Annotated in this window: 25 protein-coding genes; 17 read left to right on the top strand and 8 right to left on the bottom strand. The window is 56.0% G+C overall.

The window, feature by feature from the left end; translation table 11 throughout:
* Nucleotides 1–59: 59 nt before the first annotated feature.
* Entirely contained in the window at nucleotides 60–1,517 is a 1,458-nt protein-coding gene (gene tldD / locus CAP48_RS10045) for a metalloprotease TldD (protein WP_100696064.1), read from the bottom strand.
* A gap of 37 nt (nucleotides 1,518–1,554) precedes the next feature.
* Complete coding sequence (locus CAP48_RS10040; RefSeq protein WP_161495229.1) at nucleotides 1,555–2,247, bottom strand: DUF4136 domain-containing protein; 693 nt, start codon at nucleotides 2,245–2,247, stop codon at nucleotides 1,555–1,557.
* 235 nt (nucleotides 2,248–2,482) lie between these two features.
* Here CAP48_RS10040 and pepN point away from each other — a divergent pair, with 235 nt between their 5' ends.
* Complete coding sequence (gene pepN, locus CAP48_RS10035) at nucleotides 2,483–5,206, top strand: aminopeptidase N (RefSeq protein WP_100696776.1); 2,724 nt, start codon at nucleotides 2,483–2,485, stop codon at nucleotides 5,204–5,206.
* 18 nt (nucleotides 5,207–5,224) lie between these two features.
* A complete protein-coding gene (locus tag CAP48_RS10030; RefSeq protein WP_100696060.1) occupies nucleotides 5,225–6,238 on the top strand; it encodes a class 1 fructose-bisphosphatase in 1,014 nt (337 codons plus the stop codon).
* On the opposite strand, the gene CAP48_RS10025 is transcribed toward CAP48_RS10030, so the two are convergent.
* Entirely contained in the window at nucleotides 6,217–7,281 is a 1,065-nt protein-coding gene (locus tag CAP48_RS10025; RefSeq protein WP_100696058.1) for an aldo/keto reductase, read from the bottom strand. The genes CAP48_RS10030 and CAP48_RS10025 overlap by 22 nt on opposite strands.
* A 118-nt stretch (nucleotides 7,282–7,399) precedes the next feature.
* Between CAP48_RS10025 and CAP48_RS10020 the strand changes: the two genes are divergently transcribed.
* Nucleotides 7,400–8,347: a LysR family transcriptional regulator gene (locus CAP48_RS10020; protein WP_100696056.1), complete on the top strand. Its 948-nt coding sequence runs from the start codon at nucleotides 7,400–7,402 to the stop codon at nucleotides 8,345–8,347.
* A 231-nt stretch (nucleotides 8,348–8,578) separates the two neighbouring features.
* On the opposite strand, the gene CAP48_RS10015 is transcribed toward CAP48_RS10020, so the two are convergent.
* Nucleotides 8,579–9,559, bottom strand: a complete 981-nt coding sequence (locus CAP48_RS10015; protein ID WP_100696054.1) for a quinone oxidoreductase — start codon at nucleotides 9,557–9,559, stop codon at nucleotides 8,579–8,581.
* A gap of 146 nt (nucleotides 9,560–9,705) precedes the next feature.
* On the opposite strand from CAP48_RS10015, the gene CAP48_RS10010 reads away from it, so the two are divergent.
* Nucleotides 9,706–10,320, top strand: a complete 615-nt coding sequence (locus CAP48_RS10010; protein ID WP_100696052.1) for a MarR family winged helix-turn-helix transcriptional regulator — start codon at nucleotides 9,706–9,708, stop codon at nucleotides 10,318–10,320.
* A gap of 203 nt (nucleotides 10,321–10,523) precedes the next feature.
* On the opposite strand, the gene CAP48_RS10005 is transcribed toward CAP48_RS10010, so the two are convergent.
* Nucleotides 10,524–12,020, bottom strand: a complete 1,497-nt coding sequence (locus CAP48_RS10005) for a helicase HerA-like C-terminal domain-containing protein (RefSeq protein ID WP_100696050.1) — start codon at nucleotides 12,018–12,020, stop codon at nucleotides 10,524–10,526.
* A 248-nt stretch (nucleotides 12,021–12,268) separates the two neighbouring features.
* On the opposite strand from CAP48_RS10005, the gene CAP48_RS10000 reads away from it, so the two are divergent.
* The 6 genes from CAP48_RS10000 to CAP48_RS09975 are packed head-to-tail and all read left to right on the top strand — an operon-like array spanning nucleotide 12,269 to nucleotide 16,522.
* Nucleotides 12,269–13,006, top strand: coding sequence for a YebC/PmpR family DNA-binding transcriptional regulator (locus tag CAP48_RS10000; RefSeq protein ID WP_100696048.1), 738 nt, complete (start codon nucleotides 12,269–12,271; stop codon nucleotides 13,004–13,006).
* 8 nt (nucleotides 13,007–13,014) lie between these two features.
* The gene (gene purD / locus CAP48_RS09995; RefSeq protein ID WP_100696774.1) at nucleotides 13,015–14,298 is read left to right on the top strand and encodes a phosphoribosylamine--glycine ligase; all 1,284 of its coding nucleotides are present in this window, start codon (nucleotides 13,015–13,017) and stop codon (nucleotides 14,296–14,298) included.
* Nucleotides 14,295–14,882 (top strand): nicotinate-nucleotide adenylyltransferase, encoded by a 588-nt coding sequence (gene nadD, locus CAP48_RS09990; RefSeq protein ID WP_100696046.1) that lies wholly within the window; start codon nucleotides 14,295–14,297, stop codon nucleotides 14,880–14,882. Before purD ends, nadD begins: the two co-directional genes overlap by 4 nt.
* Nucleotides 14,883–14,929: 47 nt before the next feature.
* On the top strand, nucleotides 14,930–15,340 hold the full coding sequence (gene rsfS / locus CAP48_RS09985; protein ID WP_100696044.1) for a ribosome silencing factor: 411 nt from the start codon (nucleotides 14,930–14,932) through the stop codon (nucleotides 15,338–15,340).
* An 8-nt stretch (nucleotides 15,341–15,348) separates the two neighbouring features.
* Nucleotides 15,349–15,819: a 23S rRNA (pseudouridine(1915)-N(3))-methyltransferase RlmH gene (gene rlmH / locus CAP48_RS09980; RefSeq protein ID WP_100696042.1), complete on the top strand. Its 471-nt coding sequence runs from the start codon at nucleotides 15,349–15,351 to the stop codon at nucleotides 15,817–15,819.
* Between the two features lie 31 nt (nucleotides 15,820–15,850).
* Nucleotides 15,851–16,522, top strand: coding sequence for a nucleoside triphosphate pyrophosphatase (locus tag CAP48_RS09975; protein WP_192871306.1), 672 nt, complete (start codon nucleotides 15,851–15,853; stop codon nucleotides 16,520–16,522).
* Here the strand turns inward: CAP48_RS09975 and maiA are convergent.
* The 3 genes from maiA to CAP48_RS09960 are packed head-to-tail and all read right to left on the bottom strand — an operon-like array spanning nucleotide 16,504 to nucleotide 18,562.
* Nucleotides 16,504–17,148 (bottom strand): maleylacetoacetate isomerase, encoded by a 645-nt coding sequence (gene maiA / locus CAP48_RS09970; RefSeq protein ID WP_100696770.1) that lies wholly within the window; start codon nucleotides 17,146–17,148, stop codon nucleotides 16,504–16,506. The genes CAP48_RS09975 and maiA overlap by 19 nt on opposite strands.
* A 5-nt stretch (nucleotides 17,149–17,153) precedes the next feature.
* Nucleotides 17,154–18,107, bottom strand: coding sequence for a 4-hydroxy-3-methylbut-2-enyl diphosphate reductase (gene ispH, locus CAP48_RS09965; RefSeq protein WP_100696040.1), 954 nt, complete (start codon nucleotides 18,105–18,107; stop codon nucleotides 17,154–17,156).
* Nucleotides 18,107–18,562, bottom strand: coding sequence for a peptidylprolyl isomerase (locus CAP48_RS09960; protein ID WP_100696038.1), 456 nt, complete (start codon nucleotides 18,560–18,562; stop codon nucleotides 18,107–18,109). The genes ispH and CAP48_RS09960 overlap by 1 nt, the downstream gene beginning before the upstream one ends.
* 74 nt (nucleotides 18,563–18,636) lie before the next feature.
* On the opposite strand from CAP48_RS09960, the gene radC reads away from it, so the two are divergent.
* The 7 genes from radC to CAP48_RS09925 all read left to right on the top strand — a co-directional run bounded on the left by radC (nucleotide 18,637) and on the right by CAP48_RS09925 (nucleotide 26,134).
* The gene (gene radC, locus CAP48_RS09955; protein ID WP_242444379.1) at nucleotides 18,637–19,356 is read left to right on the top strand and encodes a DNA repair protein RadC; all 720 of its coding nucleotides are present in this window, start codon (nucleotides 18,637–18,639) and stop codon (nucleotides 19,354–19,356) included.
* Nucleotides 19,357–19,448: 92 nt separating this feature from the next.
* Nucleotides 19,449–20,081 carry an arylformamidase gene (gene kynB, locus CAP48_RS09950; RefSeq protein WP_100696036.1) on the top strand — a complete coding sequence of 211 codons (633 nt, stop codon included), beginning with the start codon at nucleotides 19,449–19,451 and terminating at the stop codon, nucleotides 20,079–20,081.
* 184 nt (nucleotides 20,082–20,265) lie between these two features.
* A complete protein-coding gene (locus tag CAP48_RS09945; protein ID WP_100696034.1) occupies nucleotides 20,266–20,583 on the top strand; it encodes a hypothetical protein in 318 nt (105 codons plus the stop codon).
* A gap of 240 nt (nucleotides 20,584–20,823) precedes the next feature.
* Nucleotides 20,824–21,090: a type B 50S ribosomal protein L31 gene (locus CAP48_RS09940; RefSeq protein WP_100696032.1), complete on the top strand. Its 267-nt coding sequence runs from the start codon at nucleotides 20,824–20,826 to the stop codon at nucleotides 21,088–21,090.
* Between the two features lie 672 nt (nucleotides 21,091–21,762).
* Complete coding sequence (locus CAP48_RS09935; RefSeq protein ID WP_100696030.1) at nucleotides 21,763–23,505, top strand: glycosyltransferase family 39 protein; 1,743 nt, start codon at nucleotides 21,763–21,765, stop codon at nucleotides 23,503–23,505.
* Between the two features lie 6 nt (nucleotides 23,506–23,511).
* Nucleotides 23,512–24,909, top strand: coding sequence for an MATE family efflux transporter (locus tag CAP48_RS09930; protein WP_100696028.1), 1,398 nt, complete (start codon nucleotides 23,512–23,514; stop codon nucleotides 24,907–24,909).
* Nucleotides 24,893–26,134 carry a multidrug effflux MFS transporter gene (locus tag CAP48_RS09925; RefSeq protein WP_100696026.1) on the top strand — a complete coding sequence of 414 codons (1,242 nt, stop codon included), beginning with the start codon at nucleotides 24,893–24,895 and terminating at the stop codon, nucleotides 26,132–26,134. The genes CAP48_RS09930 and CAP48_RS09925 overlap by 17 nt, the downstream gene beginning before the upstream one ends.
* Nucleotides 26,135–26,408 lie beyond the last annotated feature (274 nt).

Genomic DNA, 26,408 nt, shown 5'->3' with positions numbered 1-26,408 from the left:
AAATTTTGGCAAACTGTGCCTATCGGGCCACATTGGCGGCGACAGGCGTGCTAATAACGTCAGGCGGTGCCGCCAACGGTCAGGCCTTCCATGCGAATGGTCGGCATTCCGACCCCTACCGGTACACTTTGACCTTCCTTGCCACAAGTGCCCACACCCGAATCCAGCGCCAGATCGTCCCCAATCATGGAAACCCGATTCATGGCGTCCGGGCCATTGCCGATCAGCGTGGCTCCTTTTACCGGATAAGTAATACGACCGTTCTCGATCATATAGGCTTCGCTGGCCGAAAACACGAACTTGCCACTGGTGATATCGACCTGGCCGCCGCCAAAATTGACAGCATACAGCCCTTTTTTGACGGATGCGACAATATCCTGCGGATTGTGATCGCCACCCAGCATAAAGGTATTGGTCATGCGAGGCATGGGCAGATGCGCATAGGATTCACGACGACCGTTGCCGGTCACTTTGGTCTTCATCAGACGGGCATTGAGCGAATCCTGCATGTAGCCACGCAAAATACCATCCTCGATAAGTACATTGCGCTGTGTCGCGTTGCCTTCATCGTCTACATTGAGCGAACCGCGACGATCTTTTATCGTACCGTCGTCAATGACCGTCACACCCTTGGAGGCGACGCGCTCACCGATGCGGTCGGAAAAGATACTGGAACCCTTGCGGTTGAAGTCACCTTCCAGACCATGGCCCACGGCTTCGTGCAACAGGATGCCGGGCCAGCCGGCACCCAGTACAACCGTCATTTCACCAGCCGGTGCGTCTCTGGCTTCCAGGTTCGTAAGCGCCTCGTGCACTGCCTTGTCCACATACTCGTGCAACAGCGCGTCAGAGAAATAGTTCAGTCCCAGGCGGCCACCCCCACCGCCATGTCCCATCTCGCGTCGACCATTGCGCTCGACAATCACGGTGACAGACAGGCGTACCAGCGGCCGGATATCGGCAGCCAGCCGGCCGTCGCTGCCGACGATCATCACAACGTCATATTCCGAACCCAGCCCCGCCATGACCTGAATCACGTGAGGATCCTTGGCGCGGGCAATCGTTTCGACTCGTCCGAGCAAAGCCACCTTTTCAGTGGCAGGCATGGCGGCAATGGGATCGTCCTGCCCGTAAAGCGCGTGTGATTTGTTCTTGCCATTGCCCACGACCTTCATACGCCCTTCGCCCTGTCGGGCAATTGCCTTGACTGTTGCCGCCGATTCCATCAGGGCCGCAGGCGAAAGTTTGTCCGAATAGGCAAAAGCCGTTTTCTCGCCAGCCAGCGCGCGAACACCGACGCCCTGGGAGATGGAGAAGCTGCCGGTCTTGACGATTCCCTCTTCCAGACTCCAGCTTTCGCTGCGCGTGTACTGGAAGTACAGATCGGCGTAATCGACTTTATGGGTAAAAATCTCGGCCAGCGCGGCGGCCATATGGTTTTCGTTCAGGTCCCAGGGGTCCAGCAGCAAGGATTTTGCGGTTGCGACTGCCTGAAGATCAGATTCAATAGGTTTCATGTAGGGGTATCTTCTCAGGTTTCTTTACTTTAATGTTCTACGGTTTCTTTACTGTAATGGGAGACGCGGTACCACCAGCGCCCGTCTTGCTGCGTTCGAACTCTACGGTGCGCACCTGCCCGTTATTGCCGGGAAACTGGTCAAACACCGATGCGGCCAGGTACGGCATCACTTGTGGCAGGCTGCGCTCACGCGAATCGGCAACGGCGCTGGCGCGGAACACCTCATTGCCATTTTGCTGACGGTCCCGAATGTAGACGGTAAGCGAATAACGGCGATACGGAACCGGAACCAGCTGGTAACGCGGCGTCATGGCAAAGCCGAAGCTGCTGTAGAACGGGTTGCCATAATAACCATAGGGAAAGCCCATGCCCATTCCCAAAGTCGGATACAAATCATAATTGCCGGTTTCCCGCTGCACCATCTGCTGTCGCACCTGGGTATCGATGGTAAAGCCAACGTCAAAGCGTGCTGGCTGGCGACCCAGCGCCTCGTTCAGGCCGGTGCGAAACATATTGCTGCGAATATAACCGGTATAGGCGGCCTGCTCCAGATCCTGCTGCTTGCTATTGACAAACCGATAATGCTGCCCTGCCACGCCTGCGGGCCATTGCTGAAACGAAGTAACCTGTGTTCTGAATTCGCTGGTTGCCGAGCAGGCGGCTAAACCCGTCAAAAACAAACCAGCCAGAACGACTTTAGGGATACGGGGCACTTGCAGACGTCGCATGCTTCTTTCTCCTGCCATTTACACGCCAATTCCGTTGCCCGCCGACCCGCCCAAGGCGCGCCGCGAACTGTACTCCAATTTTGACACAAAACGTCTTTTAAGGTTCCAATTCGGGGCAAGCCCCTATAATTAAGACATATAGATACGAATCGCTTTTTTTCAAGTGGACGGCGCCGATTCAAGCGCGTTCCTTTCCCGCTCACCAGTTCCACCAGTGACCACCATGCCTACAGAATTGATCCAAGAAACCAGCCCCACCGTCTATCGCAAAGACTACCAGCCCTATCCGTTTACCCTAGATGCAGTAGCGCTCGATTTCCAACTGGATGAAAGCCGCAGCGTCGTGACATCGACGTTGAAATTTACTGCCAAAAATGATGGTCCTGCCGATCTCGTACTCAACGCCGAAGATATTAGCCTGGACGCCATTTACCTGAATGGCCAGCCTATGGCACAAGACGCCTACGAACTGAGTGAGCAGGCGCTGGTCATTGCACAACTGTCCGGTTCCTTCGAACTGCGCATCAGCACGACGCTGGATCCGGCTGCCAATTCCCTCTTCATGGGCCTGTATAAGTCGGGTAGCGGTTTTTTCACCCAATGCGAAGCCGAAGGCTTTCGTCGCATTACCTACTTCCCCGATCGCCCGGATGTCATGAGCGTTTATACCGTTACGCTTTCGGGCGACAAGCAGAAGTATCCGTATTTGTTGTCCAACGGCAATCTGGTGTCGTCCACCGACCTGCCCGATGGCCGCCATCAGGCAGTGTGGCACGACCCGTTTCACAAGCCCAGTTATCTGTTTGCTCTGGTTGCAGGCGATTTCGACGTGCGTGAAAAAACGGTTCAGACCCACAATGGCCGCGACGTGCTGCTGCAGGTATACAGCGACAAAGGCAGCCGCGATAAAACCGAATGGGCGCTGAGCTCGCTGGAGCGTTCCCTGGTGTGGGACGAAAAACGGTTCGGCCTGGAGCTGGATCTGGACCGCTTTATGATCGTCGCAGTGCGCGACTTCAATATGGGCGCCATGGAAAACAAGGGACTGAATATTTTCAATTCCGGCTATGTGCTGGCCGATCCCGATACCGCGACCGACGCCAATTTTTCTGCCGTGGAGGCCGTGATCGGCCACGAATACTTCCACAATTGGACCGGCAACCGCGTCACTTGTCGCGACTGGTTCCAGCTGAGCCTCAAGGAAGGCCTGACAGTTTTCCGGGATCAGGAATTTACTGCCGACATGATGGCCGCGGGTCTGGACGAACAGGCCGCAGCCAGTGCCCGCGCCGTCAAACGCATTGACGACGTTAGTATACTGCGCGCTGGCCAGTTTCCGGAAGATGCCGGTCCCATGGCGCATCCAATACGCCCGGACAGTTACGAATCTATCGGCAATTTCTACACCGCAACAGTATACGAAAAAGGGGCCGAAGTCATCCGCATGCAACACACCTTGCTGGGCGCAGCAGGTTTTCGCGATGGGATGGACGAATACTTCCGCCGCCACGACGGACAGGCTGTCACCTGCGACGATTTTGTCAACGCCATGGAATACGTCTATGCCAAATCGCACCCGCAACGCGATTTGTCTATTTTCCGACGCTGGTATTCCCAGGCAGGCACGCCGCGGGTTCGGGTACAGATGAGCCATGATAAGCAGCAACAGACCGTAACACTGACGCTGACGCAGCACACACCGCTGGTCGGTGTGGAAAAAATCCGCAAGGACTTTAACAAAAAGCCCTTCCATATTCCCTTTGCCATCGGTCTGCTCTCGGCCGACGGACAAGCGCTGGCGCTACGTGAGACTGGCGACACGAGCAAGTCCAATGGCGCTTGTGATACCGGCGACCACACGCGCCTGCTGGAGCTGACAGAACAAAGCCAGTCCTGGACCTTTACCGATATTGCCGAGCGGCCCGTGCCTTCGCTGCTGCGCGATTTTTCGGCGCCGGTCACTGTGCAATACGAATGGACAGATCAGGAGTTGGCGGTGCTGGCCAAAGCCGACCCCAATCCGTTTGCCCGATGGGAAGCTGGACAGGCGCTGGCCACGCGCGAAATTATTGGCTTGGCCAGCAAACTACAACAGGGCTTGCAGGCCGCCTTGTCCGAGACTTTCGTACAGGTGTGGAAAAACAATCTGCAGGATGCGGGCTTGGATGCCGGTTACCGTGCACGCCTACTGGCATTGCCGTCGGAAAAATTCCTCGCAGAGCAAATGGATCCGATAGAACCGGTATGGCTGGCCAAAGCGCGCCAGGCTGCGCGTGAAAATCTGGGCAAGGTGGCCGCAGCGCAATGGTCCGCAACTTTGCAAGGAAACGACACACCTGGACCATACAGCCCGGATCCAATCAGTGCGGGGCGTCGCAGTCTGAAAAACCTTGCGCTCACGTTCCTGATGGCAGCCGGCGACGAGGCTGCATGCCAGCAGGCACTGGTCCAATACCAGGCGGCACAGAACATGACCGACTGCATGGGTGCACTGGGCGCCATCGTTAATTATCATCATGGTGATAAACGGCAGGAAGCGATTGTGGATTTCTACGAAAAATGGCAGCACAATCCGCTGGTGATCGATAAATGGTTCGCCCTGCAGGCAACGGCCGCAGACACCCGTACGGAAACCATTCGCGGATTGATGGCGCATCCGGCATTCTCTTTGCGCAATCCCAACCGCGCCCGCTCTCTGATTTTCCAGTTTTGCATGAACAACGCCGAGGGTTTCCATAGCGAAGACGGCTCGGGTTACGCTTTGTGGACCGAAGCAGTGCTGGCACTGGATGGCATCAATCCTGAGGTCGCATCGCGCCTGGCGCGTGTCATGGACAACTGGGCGCGCTATACTCCAGCACTGCGATCACAAATGAAATCTTCGCTTGAACAGGTTCGCGACCATCGCGATCTGTCCAGCAATGTGAGCGAGATTGTTTCCAAAGCATTGAATATTTAATTATTTTCCGGAGACCTTATGTCACGAAAAACCCTAACCCAGTATCTGGTTGAACAGCAGCGTAACAACAATGCCATACCGGCAGAAGTGCGCCTGCTGGTCGAAATTGTCTCTCGCGCGTGCAAGGCCATCAGCCATGCAGTGAGCAAAGGTGCGCTGGGCGGCGTACTGGGAAGCCTGGAAAGCGAAAATGTTCAAGGCGAAGTGCAGAAAAAACTGGACGTCATGTCAAATGAAATTCTGCTTGAAGCCAATGAATGGGGCGGCCATTTGGCTGGCATGGCGTCCGAAGAGATGGAGACGATTCATCACATTCCGAACCGCTATCCCAAGGGAGAATACCTGTTGCTGTTCGATCCCCTGGACGGCTCTTCCAATATTGATGTCAACGTATCTATCGGTACGATTTTCTCTGTCCTGAAGGCGCCTGCCGATATTTCGGGACGCGAGGTCACTGAGAAAGATTTCCTGCAACCGGGCAGCCAGCAGGTTGTGGCCGGCTATGCAGTTTATGGTCCGCAGACGATGCTGGTATTGACGATCGGCAACGGCGTCATGGGCTTCACACTGGACCGGGAACTTGGTAGCTGGGTGTTGACGCATGAAAACATGCGTGTCCCGCAAGACACTCAGGAGTTCTCCATCAATATGTCCAATATGCGTCACTGGTCGCCACCCATGCGCCAGTACATTGAAGACTGCCTGGCCGGCACGACGGGGCCGCTGGGCAAAGACTACAATATGCGCTGGATTGCGTCCATGGTGGCCGATGTCCATCGCATCATGACCCGTGGCGGCATTTTCATGTATCCGTGGGATGCCCGCGATCCCAAAAAACCCGGCAAGCTGCGCCTGATGTACGAGGCCAACCCCATGAGCTTTATCATTGAGCAGGCTGGCGGCATGGCCACCGATTCGGTCAACCGGATCATGGACATCCAGCCCACCGAATTACACCAGCGCGTGGGCGTGGTGCTTGGCTCCAAGAACGAAGTGGCCCGCGTAAAGGACTATTGCGCCGGATCAAAATGATCTAAGCGGATCGCATCAATCTCCTGCATAATCTGGCTGTCCAGCGTAAATCCGCTGACAGCCAGATTTTCTTTAAGCTGCTGCGGCGTCCTGACGCCGATAATCGTGCTGGCGACCTGCCATTTGGTATTGCAAAAACCCAGCGCCAGTTGCACCGGCGTCAACTGATGCCGGCGAGCCAGTGCGTTATATACCCGAGCCGCATCGAGCGACGCCTGGCGGCCCCAGCGCTGCTTGCGGACCGATTCATAAAGGGTGATCCTGGCCTCTTTCGGAGCCTGCTCGCCGGTCGTGCCCGACTCATCATATTTGCCGGTAAGCAAGCCATACCCCAGCGGAGAATAGGCCAGCAGCGATACACCAAGATGATGACAGGTTTCGTCCAGGGCATTTTCATAGGAGCGATTGAGCAGGCAATACGGATTCTGTATGCTTGCCACCCTGGGCAGATTCTCCGCCTGCGCGATGCGAATAAATTCCCCGACGCCATAAGGCGTTTCGTTCGACAAACCCACATAGCGAATCTTTCCATCCCGCACCAGCTGATCCATGGCCCGCAGTTGTTCTTCAATACTGCTTTGGTCGGGGTTGGTTTTTTCCGGATCAAAATAGCGATTGCCAAAAGCCGGCACGGGCCTGGCCGGCCAGTGAATTTGATACAGGTCGATATAATCGGTCTGCAGCCGCTTCAGGCTGCCTTCGCAGGAACAAATAATATCGGCTGCGGTCAGGCCTTCGCCTTTACGAACCCAGGGCGTCCCGCGAGACGGGCCGGCAACCTTGCTTGCAAGCACCACCGATTGGCGCGCCTGGGGCCGGCGGCTGAACCAGTTGCCGATGATTGTCTCGGTCGCGCCAAAGGTTTGCTCGCGTGTCGGAACGGCATACATTTCTGCCGTGTCCAGAAAATTGACGCCTTCAGCAATGGCCAGGTCCAATATTTCAAATGCAATTGATTCGCTGACCTGCTCGCCAAACGTCATCGTACCCAGGCAAATATCGGTGACTTCAATATCACTTTTCCCCAGCTTCACTTTCTGCATAACTATCCTTCACGATTGAGAGAACTGATTGAGAGAACTTTTTCGATTGTAATGCGACTTGGTCCAATCTCATCGTTTGAACTTATAATTGGCGTATCTATCGTTCATTGAATGCGACATGAGCACGCCCCACACCCGAGAAATTCACCAGGTACTGACGCCCGAAACGATCCAGATGCTGGTGCTCATTGCCGAAAAAGGCAGTTTCGCTGCTGCTGCCCGCGAGCTGAATGTGGTGCCCAGCGCATTAACCTATCGCGTGCGGCAAGTCGAAGACGCGCTGGATGTCCTGCTGTTCGATCGCAAGTCCCGATATGCTGCATTAACACCCGCCGGCAGGGAGCTGATTGACGAGGGTCGGCAACTGCTGAACACGGTTGAGCAGATCGCCCATCGCGTCAAACGGATTGCGACCGGATGGGAACCGCTGCTGACCATCAGCGCAGACACGATCGTCTCACGTAAGGTGCTGTTTGAGCTGTGCGAGAAATTTTTTGCACTCAATGTGCCCACGCAACTGCGTATCCGCGAAGAAGTCCTGGATGGCACCTGGGAGACTCTAGTTGCCGGTCATTCGGATCTGGCCATAGGCGTAAGCAGTACGCTGCAAAGCGCTGACATCGTTTCGATGCCGCTCAATAAAATTTCATTTGTATTTGTCGTTTCTCCGCAGCATCCACTGGCCACGGCACCTGAACCGCTGCAAGAGCAACTGATCGCTCAATACCAATCGGTTGCCGCCGCCGATTCGGCCAGATATGCGCGCCGTATTTCATATGGCATACAAGCAATGCAACGTGTCTTTACCGTACCGAACCTGCATGCTAAGGTGTTGGCTCATCGCATGGGCCTGGGCTGTGGTTTCCTGCCCTATTCGCATGCCAAACCCTATCTGGAAACCGGTGAGCTGATTGTCAAGAAAGTGGCGGCCTGCCCGCGTGTCGTGCAGAGTAACTATGCCTGGCGCAACCCATCTCACGGTCGCGCCGTCGGCAAGGGCCTGCAATGGTGGCTCAACGAACTTAAAAGCGTGCAAACACGCCAGGCGCTGATGGGCGATGAATAACAGATAGCGGGATCATGGGGCTTATACGCAATATGTTGCGGCCCGAAGCTTGCGGTCGGTGAGTGGCAGTCAATGGCTTAGGCCATTACTGACGCCCAGCCACTTGCAGCCTGAGTGAGTAACGCCAATGGACCGCGCGGCCAGTGGCCGGGCATCCCGAAAGCCCAACAGTTCATGAGCCTGATCCGGAATGCCCGTTTCGCGCAGTTTCGCGCAGTAACCGCGCCAGACCTACTCCAGCGTGATTACCGTAGCGCCCGTGGTTTTACGCGACGCCAGCGCCTGATGCGCCTCTCCGACGTCTTCCAGGCTGTAGCGTTGATCAATCTGCACCTTGATTTTCTTTCGTCGGATCATATCGAACAGCTCATCAGAAGCGGCTTTGAGTTTCTGAGGGGTATCCACATGCGGACCCAACGTGGGCCGGGTTACATATAACGCGCCCTTACTGGCCAGTATACCCAGATTAACGCCGGTCACCGCGCCCGATGCGTTACCAAAACTGACCATCAGGCCCCGCGGTTGCAGGCAGTCCAGGGATCGTTCCCAGGTATCTTTGCCGACACCGTCGTACACCACCGGCACTTTCTTCCCATTGGTCAGCGACAGCACGCGCTCTACCACATCTTCCTTGCTATAGTCGATGGTTGCCCAGGCGCCATGCGACAGGGCCAGATCTGCCTTTTCGGGGCTGGAAACCGTACCAATCAGCTTGACACCGAGGGCTCTGGCCCATTGGCAGGCAATCAGGCCAACGCCGCCGGCGGCGGCATGAAACAGAATGGTCTCGGTGCCCTGCAAGCGATAAGTCTGGCGAAACAGATACTGCACGGTCAACCCCTTGAGCATGACTGCAGCCGCTTCGTCGAACGACAAAAAGTCAGGGATTTTGAGCACATTGGCTGCAGGGACATTGCGCAACTCGGCATAGGCGCCTATCGGGCTTTGTCCGTATGCAACGCGATCTCCCTTTTTCACGTGGGTGACGCGACTGCCCACCGCCTGGACAATACCGGAGGCTTCAAAACCCAGCCCATGCGGCAGTGGCTGCGCATACAGGCCAGTGCGATAATAAATATCGATAAAATTAAGGCCAATTGCCTTTTGCACTATCTGCACTTCATTGTCGGCCGGCTCGCCGACGTCTTCGGTAATCACTTTCATGACACCGATATCGCCGTGTTCGCTGATTTCTACTTTTCGTGAAGACATTGCCACCCTACCCTCCTGAGTTTTCTGTAAGCCACAATGGATAAAAACAGATTAGTGTATTTAAGACGATACGCTGTATTAAATCAACGGAGTCAGTTAAAATAATTACTATGATACAGTCAAAATCTGCTTAGGCAGCAATTCAAATGAACAAAGGCACGCTCCCCCTTTCTCCTGAAGCCGCCACACAGGATACCGCTGTTGAATCGAGCGCGATCAACGAAGCTTGTGGCCCTTTTTATACCAATGCGGCAAACAACAAGGGGCTCAAGAATATCGGTTACCTGATCCGGCTCAATTTCCATTCGATATCACAAATGATCGAAGCCGAAATGGAACCGCTGGGCCTGACCGCCTCGCAATGGCACCCGATTGCCATCATCGGCCTGGAAAAAGCCAATACGCCGGCCAGTGTCGCGCGCACTGCCGAAGTGGACACCGGCGCCATGACCCGCACACTGGACCGTCTGGAAAAAAAGGGCTTCCTGAAACGGCGGCGCTCAATGCACGATCGTCGCGTGGTAGAGCTGGAACTGACGGAAAAAGGTCACACCGTTACCGAAAAACTGATGCCTGCGGTCTCGCGCGCACTCAATGCGCACCTGAAGGGCTTTACCAACGAAGAAACCACGCTGCTGATCAGCTTTTTGCAACGAATGCAGCAAAATGGCAACACCGAAACCTACGAACGCCTGCTCAAGGAACTGGAAGACGATAGCGGCTGCGTACTCTCCTGTAACAAGAGCCCCCCTTCTGCCTGAGGCGGCTTCAGCCATCTGCAACCCGCTTGCTCCCCGCTAGGACACGTTGCGGCCCCGTGCACCCCTTAGCGCCCAATAACTCGCCGGATGGCACCGGACTCCTTCCCTCTGAGAAACAGACAATCGGTCACCGGCCGTTGAAATGGCATCGATTATGGCCGCCAGGATGCGGGCAATCGACCAAACCAGCGTCCCTGGTTCAGCTAGCGTTTTTTACCGATCAGCGAGCCAAGCACGCCGCGAATCATTTGTCTTGCCACGCCGCGCACGTAGCTTTTGGCCACCTGCTGCACCACCCCGTCGCGTTTACCGCCACGCGGGCCGGTAGAGCCGACCATAAAGTCCTTGACCATTCCCAGCAGACCTTCGTCCTGGCCGCTGCCGGCTGCCGACTTGGCCGAGGCCTGTCCGGCATTTTTTTCCTCGGTCCGTTTGGCCAGCACCTCGAATGCCGATTCCCGATCGACAGGCTTGTCATACTTGCCGCCAAATTGCGATTGATTGCGCAGCGCCTGGCGTTCCGCGTCGGTGGCCGGGCCGATGCGGCTGGCCGGCGGCATGACCCAGCCGCGCTGCGTAATGCCAGGGCTGCCCTTGGCATCCAGGAACGATAGCAAGGCTTCACCCACACCCAATTCCGCAATGGCCTGGATGATATCCAGATCCGGATTGGGGCGCATGGTTTCAGCCGCCGTTTTTACGGCGCGTTGATCTCGCGGCGTAAAAGCACGCAAGGCATGCTGCACCCGGTTACCCAATTGACCCAATACGGTGTCGGGAATGTCCAATGGATTCTGGGTCACAAAAAATACGCCAACCCCTTTTGAGCGCACCAGCCTGACAATTTGCTCGATTTTCTGTAGCAACGCGGCAGGCGCATCGGTGAAAAGCAAATGGGCTTCGTCGAAGAAAAACACCAGACGAGGTTTGTCGGGATCGCCGATTTCCGGCAAAGCTTCGTAGATTTCCGCCAGCAGCCACAGCAGAAACACCGCGTATAGCTTGGGCGACTGCATCAAGCGGTCGGCTGCCAAAATATTGACGACGCCCTGCCCACTGGCGTCGGTACGGATCAGATCATGGATCTGAAGCATGGGCTCGCCGAAAAAATGATCGGCTCCCTGCGATTCCAATTGCAGCAATGCACGCTGAATGGCACCCACCGACGCCGCCGATACATTGCCGTAGTTCTGGCGCAGTTCCGAGGCGCGGTCCGCCACGTTTTGCAGCATGGCTCGCAAATCCTTAAGGTCCAGCAGCAATTGGCCTTCGTCGTCCGCCACCCTGAATACCAGGTTGAGCACGCCGGTCTGGGTGTCGTTCAGATCCAGCATCCGGGACAGCAGCAAGGGCCCCATATCAGAAATCGTCGCACGCACCGGGTGTCCCTGCTCACCAAACACATCCCACAATACGGTCGGGGCCGCGCCCCATTGCGGTGTCGGTAGCCCGTACTTCTGCAAGCGTTCCTGCAATTTCGGGCTGTCTGTGCCCGCCTGGGAGATGCCGGTCAGGTCTCCCTTGACATCGGCCATGAACACCGGCGTTCCCATGCGTGAAAACGCCTGTGCCAGCACCTGGAGCGTCACCGTTTTCCCGGTGCCGGTCGCGCCCGTGATACAACCGTGACGGTTAGCCATTTGTGGCAGCATGAGGACATCTGTCTGACCACTTTTTGCAATGAGTACAGGATCTGCCATGGAGTTTCCTTTATTTCGTTTTATTTCGCTGTGTGTTGTTTAAGGCCGCTTGAGGCCATCCGACTGCGGATCACTGCAATTTGACGATGTCCTGAGCCGGCACCTATAACAGGCGCAATGCTGCTCCCGGGGAACAGCCTTTCTCGCCAAATGTCGGTAAAACGACGTAAACTAGCCGTATTCTATAAAAATTTGTGACTGTTCAGGGTAAAATTCTTTATTTTGCTACTTCAAGAGTCGATCAAACCATGGCAGGTCACAGTAAATGGGCAAATATCCAGCACCGCAAAGGTCGCCAGGATGCCAAGCGTGGAAAAATCTGGACAAAAATCATTCGTGAGATCACGGTCGCCGCGCGTGCCGGTGGCCCCGATCCGGATACCAACCCGGCCTTGCGCCTGGCCTGGGACAAAGCCACCGCTGCCAATATGCCAAAAGACAACATCCAGCGCGCCATTACGCGCGGCGCGGGCGGGGCTGATGGCGACAACTACGAATCCATACGCTATGAAGGTTATGGCGTCAGCGGCGCGGCCGTCATCGTCGATTGCATGACAGATAATCGCACCCGCACGGTGTCCGATGTACGCCATGCGCTCACCAAGCATGGCGGCAATCTGGGCCAGGACGGTTCAGTGGCGTTCATGTTCAAGCATTGTGGCCAGTTTATTTTCAGTCCCGACTACTCCGAAGACCAGATCATTGAAGTGGCGCTGGAAGCCGGCGCCGAAGATGTGGTCACCGATGACGAAGGGCTGATCGAAGTGCTGTGTGAACCCCCACTCTATTCCGACGTGCGTGCCACTTTTGAAAAGGCTGGCCTGACGCCCGAAATGGAAGGCGTCATCATGAAGCCGCTAAATGAAACTGAATTGACCGGCGATGATGCAAAAAAAATGCAGAAAATCCTCGATCAGCTCGAAAGTCTCGATGACGTGCAGGAGGTGTATACCACCGCAGTCTTCAATGAAACGGAAGAAGGATGAAACACCCCATGAAGGCTCTTGTTATTGGTAACGGTGGACGCGAACATGCTATCGCCTGGCGCCTGGCGCAGTCGCCACGTATTTCAACAGTATTTGTCGCGACTGGCAATGGCGGCACCGACACCGATCCGGCCCTGACTAACCTGCCCATCTCCGATCTGGCGCAACTGGCACAGTTTGCGCAGGACGAACAAATCGCACTCACCGTCGTCGGGCCCGAAGCGCCGCTGGCCGCCGGTGCGGTTGATTTGTTTCGCAGCAAGGGCCTGCCCGTTTTTGGCCCCACCCAGGCTGCCGCGCAACTGGAAAGCTCAAAGGACTTTGCCAAAGCCTTCATGCTGCGTCATGGCATACCCACGGCTGCCTATGCGACCTTTACCGATCCGCAGGCCGCGCACCAATACGTTCGCGAACAGGGCGCGCCTATCGTGGTCAAGGCCGATGGCCTGGCTGCCGGCAAGGGGGTTGTTGTGGCGCAAACCGAAGAAGAAGCCCATGCCGCCATCGACAGCATGCTGGGCGATGGCTCGCTGGGCAGCGCCGGCGCACGCGTCGTGATCGAAGCGTGCCTGGAAGGCGAAGAAGCCAGTTTTATCGTCATGTGCGACGGCAAGCACGTGCTGCCCATGGCCAGCAGCCAGGACCACAAGCGCCAGCTAGACGGCGACAAGGGCCCGAACACCGGCGGCATGGGTGCCTATTCGCCCGCGCCCGTTGTCAGCCAGGTGCTGCATGACCGCATTATGAACGAAGTCATCTGGCCGACTATCCACGGCATGGCCAGCGACGGAATCGAATATACCGGCTTTCTGTACGCCGGCGTAATGATTGGCGACGGTCCGGACGCGACGCGCCCGATCAAGGTGTTGGAATTCAACTGCCGCATGGGCGATCCGGAAACTCAGCCCATCATGATGCGCATCCGCAACGACTTTTCCGAGATCGTAGAGCACGCCATAGCTGGCACGCTGAATCAAGCACAAATCGAGTGGGATCCGCGCACCGCCGTGGGCGTTGTCATGGCATCGCACAACTATCCCGGCACGCCGCGTACGGGCGATGTCATCACCCACATTCCCGATGCCAGTGCCAACTGCGTTACCTTTCACGCCGGCACCCGCCTGCAGCAAGAGACATTGCAAACCTCGGGCGGCCGTGTCCTGTGCGTGACTGCGCTGGGCGACACACTTGCCGCTGCACGCGATACCGCGTACAACGCCATTGAAAAAATCCGCTTTGACGGCAGCCAGTACCGCAAGGACATCGGCTGGCGCGCCCTGAAGTCGGCATGAAAAAAATCGGACTGCTAGGCGGCAGTTTCAATCCGGTCCACCTGGCGCATCTGGCCCTGGCCAGAACGGCGCTGCGTGCATTGGCGCTGGATGAGGTCCAGCTTGTTCCGGCCGGCAACCCGTGGCAGAAAGAGCCGCTACAGGTTAGCGGCGCCCAGCGACTGAAAATGCTGGCCCTGGCCATTGATGGCGAACCGGGAATCGTTGTCAATGACATCGAAATCGACCGCGAAGGCGCAACCTACACGATAGATACCCTGCGCAGCCTGCCGCGCGATGCCAAATACTATTGGCTGCTGGGCACCGACCAGCTTAACAATTTCTGCAGCTGGCAAAACTGGCAGGAAATTACCGACTACGTCACACTGACCGTTGCCTGGCGTAACGACCATCCCTTACAGATTCCGAAAGAACTGGACGCATTGTTACGGCGCGACGGCAAGGGACTGATTACGCTTCCCTTCAAGGCCATGGATATCTCTTCGACCGAGATTCGGGCGCGCATTGGTCAGGAGCAGGATGTTTCTGCGTTTGTTCCGGCGGCCGTTCTGGATTACATTAAGACTTACAGCCTTTACCGATAGCGATTATTACGCTGCCGATTACCCCGAACCGGAAAACCTTATCACCTATGAATATACAAAAACTGCAACGTCTGGTCATTGATGCGCTGGAAGATGTCAAAGCCCAGGATATCCGGGTGTTTAACACAAGCCATCTGACCAGTCTGTTTGACCGGGTCGTTATCGCCAGCGGCACGTCCAACCGGCAGACACGTGCCCTCGCAAGCAGCGTCGTGAACGCCGCCCGCGCCCAGAAAATACAAATCATTGCGCTCGAGGGCCAGGAATCCGGAGAATGGGTACTTGTCGATCTTGGCGATATTGTCATCCACTGCATGCAACCGGCCATCCGTCAGTACTACGATCTGGAAGCCGTGTGGGGCGACAAGCCGGTTCGCGTCCGGCTGCTGGACCAGTCCAAGGGCCTGGCCATGCAGGGATTTTCTGATGCCGATGGCGACGAGAATATGGAAGAATAAGCCGTCCTATGAAGCTCACCGTTATTGCCGTTGGCAACCGCATGCCCGACTGGGTCACAACCGCGTGGAAAGACTATGCCAAGCGAATGCCGGCCGATTGCACCATTGAGCTGCGCGAAATCAAGCCGGAACCGAGGACCTCGGGAAAAACGCCGGCACAAATGATGCAAGCAGAAGCACGCCGCATTCAGGCGGCACTGGCCCCAGATAGTCTGGTTATTGCACTGGACGAACATGGCCGCGATTTGACCACCATGGCCTTGTCGGGCAAGCTGGAAGGCTGGCGCAGCAATGGACAGGATGTTACCTTTTTGATCGGTGGGCCGGACGGACTGGATGCCGGCCTCAAAAAGGACTGCACCAGCCTGATACGCCTGTCATCGCTGACCTTGCCGCATCCCATGGTTCGTATCGTACTGGCCGAGCAACTGTATCGCGCCTGGGCCATCCTGACCAACCATCCCTATCATCGTGCCTGAGCCGGCAGCCGCAGGCACGCTATCTTTAACTATGAACATCTTTGGCAAAACCGCAATCGTTACGCCGTTGGCTGGGACCACGCCATCCTTGACGGCGCGGATCCAGGAACAGGCGATTTTTTTGGCGTCGGCCAGTCCGCGCAGGCATGAACTGCTAAAGCAAATGGCAATTGCGCACGACGTACTGCATGTGCCAGCGACTCCCGGCGAAGATGAACCCTTGTTGCCGGGCGAGCATCCTGCCAGCTATGTCAAGCGCACAGCCAGAGACAAGGCCGAGCGGGCGCTCGCGCACTTGCACACATCGAGCCTCCCGCCGCGGCCCATACTGACCGCCGATACGACGGTGATGATGGGTTCGCAGATACTTGGCAAAGCCAGCACAGGAGATGACGTACGCAAGGCACTTGCCGCCCTGGCCGGTCAGGCGCATCAAGTGCATACCGCCATCGTACTGGCCTGGAATAACAGGTTTTACGAAGACGTTTCTATCACAAATGTAATAATGAAACCGCTAAGCCAGGATGAAATCGAATGGTATGTTCGATCGGGCGAAGGGATCGGAAAAGCGGGCGCCTACGGTATCCAGGGCCTGGCATCGGCCTTTGTGGAATCCATTAGCGGCAGTTACAGTGGCGTTATGGGACTGCCGCTATTTGAGACCTGCCGGTTGCTGGCTCGCGCCTATTCAGCGTCGGACTGATTGTCCGGCGCGGCGTTGATGAACGCCTCTTCCTTGTTGCAGGCGGCGTCGATGCGCGCAATAGTCGGATATGGGTTCAGATCCAGGTTAAAGCGCCGCGCATTGGCCACTTGCGGCACCAGGCAGAAATCTGCCATTGTGGGGCTATCGCCATGGCAGAAAATCCCGGTGTCTGTCGACGAAGCGAGCATTTTTTCCAGCGAATCAAAACCCTGGCGAATCCAGTGCAAATACCATTCGTTTTTGACTTCTTCAGTGACGCCCAGTTCACGCTTGAGGTATTTGAGTACCCGCAAATTATTCAGCGGATGAATGTCACATGCAATAAATTGCGCCAATGAACGGACGCGCGCCCTACCCGCCTGTGTAGCCGGCAGAATGGGCACCTGCGGATAGGCTTCTTCCAGATATTCCATGATGGCAATCGATTGACCGATGCTCACGTTCTGATCGATGAAAGTTGGCACCAATGCAGTCGGGTTCAGTTCGCGGTAGGTTTGCGCCAATTGCTGACCACCGTCACGAATCAAATGCACAGGCACCGACTCATACCCCAGCGCCTTGACATTCAGTGCAATTCTGACCCGATAGGCCGCCGAACTCCTGAAATACCCGTATAACTTCATCTGCATCATCTCCCTGCCTGTTGTTTGCGGGACAGTTCCTTTGGCAATGGGAACGTCACGTTTTCTTTGGCGCCATCCATTCTGCGAACCGAAATGGCACCCAGCTCCTTCAACCGCTCCACCACCTCCTGGACCAGCACTTCCGGTGCCGAAGCGCCCGCGGTAATACCGATTTTGCGGGCGCCCTGTACCCATTCGGGCTGGATGGCTTGTGCGTTGTCAATCAGGTATGCCGCGCAGTCGAGCCGTTCGGCCACTTCGCGCAAACGATTCGAATTGGAGCTGTTGACGCTGCCCACCACGAAAAACAGATCGCAATCGGGCGCCAGAACCTTGACTGCGTCCTGCCGATTCTGGGTAGCGTAGCAGATGTCGCTTTTCTTGGGTTCGACGATGCCCGGGAACTTTTTCCTAAGCGCGTCGGCAACGCGTTTGGCATCATCTAGGGAAAGCGTCGTTTGTGTCACAAAAGCAGTATTGTCCGGATCGTCTACCTGCAATGCCGCCACATCTTCAGGTGTTTCCACCAGATGCATGCGACCGACCGCCTGCCCCAGCGTGCCTTCCACCTCGGGGTGACCCTTGTGACCGATCATGATAATTTCACGGCCGGCGGCATGCATTTTGGCAACCTCGATATGCACCTTGGTCACCAGCGGACAGGTTGCATCAAAAATTCGCAGATCCCGCAATTGCGCCTCGGCGCGCACCGCCCGCGAAACACCATGGGCAGAAAACACCACGATAGCGCCTGCAGGCGCCTGATCCAGCTCATCGATAAAAATGGCGCCTTTGCCTCGCAGACTTTCGACCACAAACTTGTTGTGCACAATTTCATGACGGACATAGATCGGTGCGCCGTGTAACTCCAAGGCGCGTTCGACAATATCGATGGCGCGATCCACCCCGGCGCAAAAGCCGCGGGGTTCCGCCAAAATCACTTCGCTGTTTTGAGCCATTACAGAACTCCAAGCAGTTTGATGTCGATCCGCAAATCGACGCCTGCCAGTGGATGATTGAAATCAAAAAGAGCCGTCTCGTTATCCCACTGCCGGAAAATGCCGGAATAGCGTCCGCCATTGGGGGCAGTAAATTCCACCATATCGCCCGGTTCGAACTGAGCATCAGCGCCGGCATCGCGGGCCAGCATCTGGCGGGTGACCCGCTGCAGCAGTTCCGGGTTACGGTCCCCGTAAGCCTGGTTTGCCGGCAGACCGTAGCTGAATGATTCCCCTTCGGCATGACCCAGCAGCGGCGCTTCCATGGAAGGAGACCATTGTCCCGTACTCAACTGCAGCGTGCCTGGTTTTCCGGAAAAGGTGTCTATAAAAACCGAACCGGCCCCAGGTCCTGACGCCAGCGTAATACGATAGTGCAGAGTCAGGTAGGATTGGGCATGGACAATTGGATTCATGGGCTGGGAATTCGCGGTCAAAATCTGTCACCGTAGTGCGTTTCAGTAAACCTCTATTTTAGCCGACATTGAACATGCACAACGCCAATTCCCCCAATTCTGTCAAGGACGCGCCTGCCGGCTTTGTCCATCCCCCCGAGGGCAGCCTGTTGCCTCGGGAAAAACTATTGACCCAGGGCGCCGCCGCACTCTCAAACACAGAACTGCTGGCCATCTTGCTGCGCACCGGCACGGTCAACATGAATATCATGCAGTTTTCCCGGTATGTGCTTGAACAGGCGGGCGGCCCGCGCAACCTGCTGCTGGGCAACTACCACTCCCTGAAACAAATAAAAGGCCTGGGAGACGCCAAAATCTGCTCGTTCCTGGCCGCCGTCGAGTTTGCCCGCCGCCACATGCAAGACACCATGCAATTTCATATGGAACTTAACCGCCCGGCGATTGTGCGGGATTTCTGCGTTAGCCTGCTATCGCACGAGGTGGTGGAAAAATGCCTGCTGCTGCTTGTCAATACGCGGCATCAGCTGATTCACTACGAAGAAGCGTCGCGCGGCACGCTGAACCAAACCGCGGTATATCCCCGGGAAATTGCCGCCACGGCGCTTCGACACAACGCCTGGGGCGTGATTCTGGCGCACAACCATCCTTCGGGTCTGGCCGAACCCAGTCTGGCCGATATCCAATTGACCCAGCAACTGCGTCGCGGACTGGCACTGCTGGAGATCAGGCTGGTAGACCATATTATTGTGGCCGGGGGAACGGCGATATCGCTGGCCGAACTAGGCAAGCTGTAATCAATGTCAACTGCTATACTGCCTATGCCGCAGTCACACTTTAACGGTTTCCCAATTTGCCGGTCCAGTCGACCCGAGCAGGATCTATCACCATGAGCCATGAACCTATTTGGGACATTTCAGCGCCAGTCAACGCACAGTCGCCGGTGTTTCCAGGCGACACGCCCTATCGACAGGCCTGGAGCTCGACTTTGTCGGACGCGTGCCCTGTTAACGTCAGTGAAGTCACGCTAAGCCCGCATATAGGCACTCATGCCGATGCGCCACTGCATTATGATAGCCACGGCAGTCCCGCAGGCGATTTATCACTTACCCCCTTTATCGGCCCGTGCCGCGTACGACATGTAATGCGCGCCAGTGGCCTGATCAATCCTGGCGATATTGCAGGTGCGCTGGCAGACTGTCCGCCCCGATTGCTGGTGCGCAGCTGCCAGCAGGCACGCACCGGCATCTGGTCGCCGGATTTTGCCAGCTTCGCGCCTGAAACGATGGATTTGCTGCATCAGCATGGGATTATTCTGATTGGCATCGACACCCCCAGCGTTGATCCGGCCGACAGCAAGTCACTCGATAGCCATCAACGTGTTCGCCTATACGATATGCGAGTACTGGAGAATCTGGTCCTGGACGATGTGCCCGAGGGCGACTATGAACTGATCGCGTTGCCACTCAAATGGACCAATGCCGACGCCAGTCCGGTAAGAGCCATATTACGGTCGCTATAATGGTATAGCGTCAGGTTCCGTGCTTGCCATGCCTGTGAATGGCTGACTGCGGCCAATGGCGAATAATAGCGGTTAAATAGGCATGACCGGTCCCAGCGTGACATTGTCATGATCGTGACAGTGTTTTTTTCCGATATTTTCTACAGTGCTGTCTGGCAGTATTGTTTACCCGACCGGAGGCCTTATGCGCTGTGACGTCAATTTCATTTTTACTCCGACCCGTACATTGCAGGTTCAATTGAACCTGGACCCGGCACCGGCGCTTGCCGCGCAATCACAGCAATGGCTGGTTGAGAAATGGGAAGCGCTCGAATGCGAGCCGCTGCGGCCCAGCGGCAAAGTACTGGTCCTTGATCGGATCCTGGGCATTACCGACGCCATGGGCCATGATTTTTTACAGAACCACCCGGACCAGCGCCAATTGCTGGCCCGACATTGTATCCAAGCTCTGGGCTCGGCCAACATTACCGTCGATTTACCGGGGCTGACCGTCAAATCCTGACTGAACAAGATGATCAAAGCGGGACTGCAGGCAAAGAAGGCAATTGCCGCTGACGTTTTCCTGTCGTTTTTTCGCCGAATACGCTATGTATTCAACGACTTCTGTGTTAGAATGCTGGATTAAATTTTGGATACGTTGCTTTTTGCACCTGTCATTTCCTCAATTTCCGAAGTGCAAGTTGAATGAAATGCAAATTGAAGCGCAAAAGGCTGGCGACCCGTCAAACCCTCAGGATTAATCATGAAAGATAGTATTCACCCAGAATACCGCGAAGTCGTGTTTCTGGACCAGCAGACCGGTTCAAAAATCATCAGCCGCTCTACGCTGAACTCACGCGAAACCATCGAACTGGATGGCAAAACCTATCCGCTTTTCAAATGTGATGTGACCGCAGAGTCCCATCCTTTTTACACTGGCGCGCAAACGCGTATTGTTGAAACTGGTCGCGTTGAAAAATTCCGCGCTCGTTTCGCCAGCACCGCCGGCACACGCAAAAAAGCGTCCTGATCGCTATTTGGTTTTCATTGGTTCCTGCATAGTCAGTGTTCCGAAGCCGCGCATCAATCATTGCCCGACTTGCACTGCCATAAAACCAGACCGCACTCAGCCAGCCCATATTCGGCATAAACTGAACAGTATTTATTGCGCAGTTTATGCCGAATGTGCTTGGCGCCCCGGGCTTCTGTACTCTGGACTTCTGTAGTGACCTCGCCAATAACCTGCGGCCAACGACTCAGATTTTACCCATTCGGACTTTGACGGTTTTCCTTCTACTGACCGCCCCTCTACCTGCTCTCCACCCGCACCTTTCCCTCTAGCACCTTTCCCTCTAGCACCTTTCCCTCTAGCATCTTTCACTTAGCTCCCCTTTCCTTCGGCTGCCCCCGTTCCTTCAGTACCCGTTCCCTCTACCGACTCCCTTTCGCCCCCCTAACTCCACTTGGCCATGAGCGTCGCTCGCCCATCTTTGACAGATGCGCCTGCTGCCCGGATTTATCGCCACCATTCAAGCACGCCTCCCGCGCACCGTCGCCCGTTGCCCGGGCCTGACCAACAAATCGACGCAGCACGACCGGATTCTATTGTCACGGAGCGAAACAAATAACGCAGCAGGGTTTTTAGCCATGCTTTTTCAGCTAAAATGCGTGAAATCCCTTAGTTGTACACCAACACCAATACATGCAACGCACAACGCCCTCCCGCCTGACCGAAATCGCGACCCGCAAACTTTCCCGCACAGCCCTGCTGGTCGTCGGCGTTCTGTATATTTTTGCCGGATTGTTCTATCGTGATCCGTGGAAAACCGATGACCTGACCGGGCTTGCTACCATGCTCACCGCGTTCCGCGGGCAGACGGATGGCTGGCTGCTGCCTCAAATTGGCAATTATGCGTACGCCCAGGAAGGGCCGCTGCTGACCTGGATTGGAACACTTTTCATCCAGTTGTTCAGTCCGATCTTTGGCCTGTTCCAGGCTCCGCTGGAAGCTCAGATCACCGCCGCTCGTCTGCCGATCTTTATTTATTTTTTCATTATCATTTGGGCCACCTGGTACGGTACTTATCTACTGGCGCGACGCAAGGAGTGCCAGCCGCTAGCCCTGCCGTTCGGTGGGGAACCCAATCCGCAGGACTACGGCAGGATGATTGCCGATGCGGCGGTGCTGTTTATTATTGCGACGATCGGTATTGTCATTCGCATGCACGAAACGTCCAATTTTCCGTTGATTATGGCCTGTCAGGCGGTGGCATTTTACGGCATGGCGCGCATGCTGGACCATCCGATACAGGGCAGCACGCTGGCCGGTATCGGACTTGGCGCCGCCTGTCTGACGCGGGGGGCAATCGGCGGAGTCCCGGTACTGCTTGCATTGCTCGCCCTGGTGTGTTTTCGCCATTTCGGCCGGCAACAGAAGCTCTGGCTGCTGTGGAGCCTGGCATTGGCCACGGCATGCTGCCTGCCCTGGCTGGCCGCCGCAAGCAACGCCAACACCTATTGGATCAATAGTTACGTATTCTGGAACAGCGCTCTGTTCAGCCTGCCATCGCCAACCGAAACGTTATCTACACTGCGCAACCTGTCATGGTTTCTGTGGCCAACCTGGCCATTCATGATTATCGCCTTGTGGAATTGGCGCAAATGGATGGATGCGCCGCATATCTTCATCCCCGCATTATTGCTTGGCGCTGCCATCGTCACCGTGGTCTTCCAGAAAAATGCTTTCGAGTCCGAGTACGCCATGCTTGCCGTGCCGTGCGCCATTCTTGCCGCGCTTTCCCTGCCCACGCTACGGCGTTCCTTCGTCAATACGCTGGACTGGTTCTCAATCATGATTATGTCGCTGGCGATGGTGGCCACCTGGCTGGGATGGATTGCGCTCAATTTTGGCTGGCCAACGAAGATTCATCACAATATCACACGACTGCTGACCGGCTTTGAGCCGCAGATCTCTATCATTACGCTGGTTTTGTCCATCGGCGTGTGCGTCGCCTGGTTTTTGACCGTGTCCTGGCGCCTGCGCAGTAACCCGGCTGTCATCTGGCGTGGTATTGTCCTGTCGGCCACCGGTCTGACGCTGACCTGGATGCTGCTGGCACTGCTATGGCTGCCGTCAATCAACTACAACCGCAGTTATAAAGCCGTCTCCGAGGAGCTGGCCACGGTCATCCAGGAAAGCAATATTCCGACAGACTGCATACGTCAGCACGGCGTAGGACTGGGACAGCGCGCCGCCTTCTACGTATTTGACGGACTGCAATTTTCCTTCGATGCCAAATGCCGCTACGTGTTGCTCCAAACGACATTTGAAAAAATCGAAGACGAGGCCGAGCCATATCCGGACAATGCTGTCTTGATCTGGCAGGGAAAGCGCCGGCCAGACCGGCATGAAGTGTTTCGCCTGATTCAACTGCCTGCCAAATAATTAATCATGCCACGCAGTCCCCTTCAAACTGCCGAGCACGGGCCCGTTCGCAAGATCGTGCGCCTGGCGTGGCCGATGCTGATCAGTCAGTGGGCCGGCATGGCCTTCGCCGTACTGGACAGCACCATGTTGGGCCATACCAATCCAATTTCGCTGCAGGCAATGGCGCTGTCCGTGTCGATTTTCATGACGATCCATATCGGATTGATGGGTGTCGTTCATGCACTGGTCCCGATCTGCGCGCAATTGTTCGGCGCCAGGCGTTATGGAGAAATCGGCGGCTATATTGGTCAGGGCATCTGGTTGTCGCTGTTTTTATCGGCTGCGGGCGGCTCGCTCCTGCTTTTTCCCGAAGTATGGCTCAGATTCTCGGGTGATCTGCCAGTGCAGGTGCGCCAGGAAGTGGCCGTTTACCTGCGGATCTGTTGCCTCGCATTGCCGGCTGCGCTGATGTTCCGCTGCGTTCACGCCTTGGCTACGGCTGTGCAGCGGCCACGCCTGGTCATGTACGTGAGTCTGGCTTCGGTCTTGATAAAACTGCTCTTCAATTGGCTGCTTATTTTCGGACATGGGGGCTTTCCCGCAATGGGCAGCGCCGGGGCTGCTACCGCCACCGCAATCGTGTCCTGGATTGCGCTGGCAGCAGGCATCGCCGCCGTCTTGCGCGACCCTTTCTACGCACAATTTCTGCTTCGGCTCGGCCGCCCAGCGTGGGCGGCGCAGAAAGAAATCCTGCGACTGGGCCTGCCCATGGGCGGATCTTACCTGGCTGAAGTCAGCTCCTTTACTTTTATGGCACTGCTGGCAGCCCGCGAAGGCACCTTCGTCTCGGGAGGCCACCAAATTCTGGCCAATCTGGTCTCGCTGCTGTATATGTTTCCCCTGGCCATCGGTATCGCCACGTCGTCGCTGGTCGCCCAATCCCTGGGAGCGCTCCAACCCGAACAGGCAAAACGCCTGGCCCGTATCGGTATCGGCATCGGGCTGGCCGGCGTCGCCCTGAGCCTGACCGTTGTCATGGCAGCAAGGCCGCAAATCATCCAGATCTACACCTCTGATCCTGCTATCGCCGCCATGGCCTACGCCTTGCTAACGATACTTCCGCTGCTGCATACCAGTGATGCGTTACAATGTATGCTCTCTTATATTTTGCGGGCGCACAAAATAGCGACTATGCCATTTGTGATCCAGACCGGGGCCCTCTTTGGCATTGGCCTTTTGGGCGGCTGGTATTTCGGCTTCGGTCCTGGTTACCGCATGCTTGACGGCCTTGCCGCCATCCTCGTCCCGGGTGCGCCGCCCGGCGTCGCCTCTCTCTGGATCATGTGCAGTTTTAGCATGCTGCTTTGCGCCATCACACTTGCCATCTGGTACTGGAAATCTGTCAATGTCCAAAAACGATAGTGTGCAAAACACAACATCGAAGTCTATCGATAAAAAAGTCCCCCTCTGGTTATGGCTGCTAGGTATGATGACCGCGATCGGTCCGCTTACCATCGATATGTATCTGCCCTCTTTCCCGGCGATCTCGGCCGATTTGCAAGTGCCGCAGAACCGGGTTGAACTGACGGTATCGACCTATCTGCTCGGACTGGCAATTTCGCAACTCTTTTACGGACCGATAGCCGATCGCTACGGGCGTAAGAAACCGCTACTTGGCGGCCTGATGATTTATATGCTGTCCACCATCGGCTGTGCAATGGCAACCAGTGTTGAATCCCTGCTGTTTTTCCGCTGTATCCAGGCCTGTGGCGCTGCTGCAGCCATGGTGATCCCGCGCGCGGTCATCCGGGACCAGCTCAATACGCGCGACTCGGCCGTAGCCATGTCCATGATGATGCTGATCATGGGCGTTGCTCCCATCCTGGCACCGCTGATGGGTGGCTATTTGTCGCCCGTGACCGGCTGGCGCGGACTGTTTGCCATTATGCTCACCTATAGCGCCATTATGTTCGTGCTGGCAATATTCCGCTTGAAAGAAACCATGCCGCCGGAGAAGGCAGTCCCATTGCAAATGCGCACGATCGCATCAAATTATGCCAATCTGCTTCGCAGCCGCAACTACATGGGCTTTTCGCTGGCTGGCGGGATCGGCATGTCGGGTTTGTTTGCCTATATATCCGTCTCACCCACCGTTTTCATTAATATGTACGGCGTACAGCAACAGCATTTCGGCCTGTTTTTCGGCCTGAACGCATTTGGACTGATTGTGGGCTCCCAGATCGGCGCCCGCCTATTGCGCGTTCACTCACCATTGGGCATTTTGCGCACAGCCCTGGCCTGCGGTTGTATCAGTATTCTTATCGGCCTGGGGCTTGCTCTGACCGGGATGCTCAATCTAACCTTGCTGACACTGACGCTGCTGGGTTTTACCACAAGCCTGGGATTCATTCTGCCCAATGCAACCGCACTGGCGCTCCGAGACCAGGGACATCGGTTAGGTGTGGCCTCCGCCTTGATGGGATGCCTGCAGTTTCTGTTTGGTACGCTCAGCAGCAGTGCAGTCAGCAGCAGCCTGACTGATTCTGCGGTACCGCTTTATGTCGGCCTCTCGGTTTGCACTGTGCTCGCCCTGCTTTGCGGCAAGGTGTTGGCCCGGCCTGCCGATCGTTATTTCGGCAACGCATAAAATTGCCCAGTGCAGAGCAAGAAATGGCTAAACAAATAAAAGCCCAAATATCACCTCCTGTGGGATTGCACAGGAGAATGGCCGGGTATGCAGAGCGATGGGGCTGGTTAATGACTCAGACGTGGGCCAAATCTAACGATTTCGCAATAAATGCTTGAATTCATTTCGTTTTTCGTCTTATAATCTTTGGCTAACCCTGAATAAGTACGTCCTTAGGGTAATATTTTCAGTTCCTGGTGCAGCAAATGCATTTGCAACAGGAACCTTTACAGAA

Origin of the sequence: Advenella sp. S44 (assembly GCF_002810445.1) — a bacterium.
In the GTDB taxonomy this organism is placed as follows: Bacteria; Pseudomonadota; Gammaproteobacteria; order Burkholderiales; family Burkholderiaceae_B; genus Advenella.
This window is presented reverse-complemented; position numbering and strand designations above follow the sequence as displayed.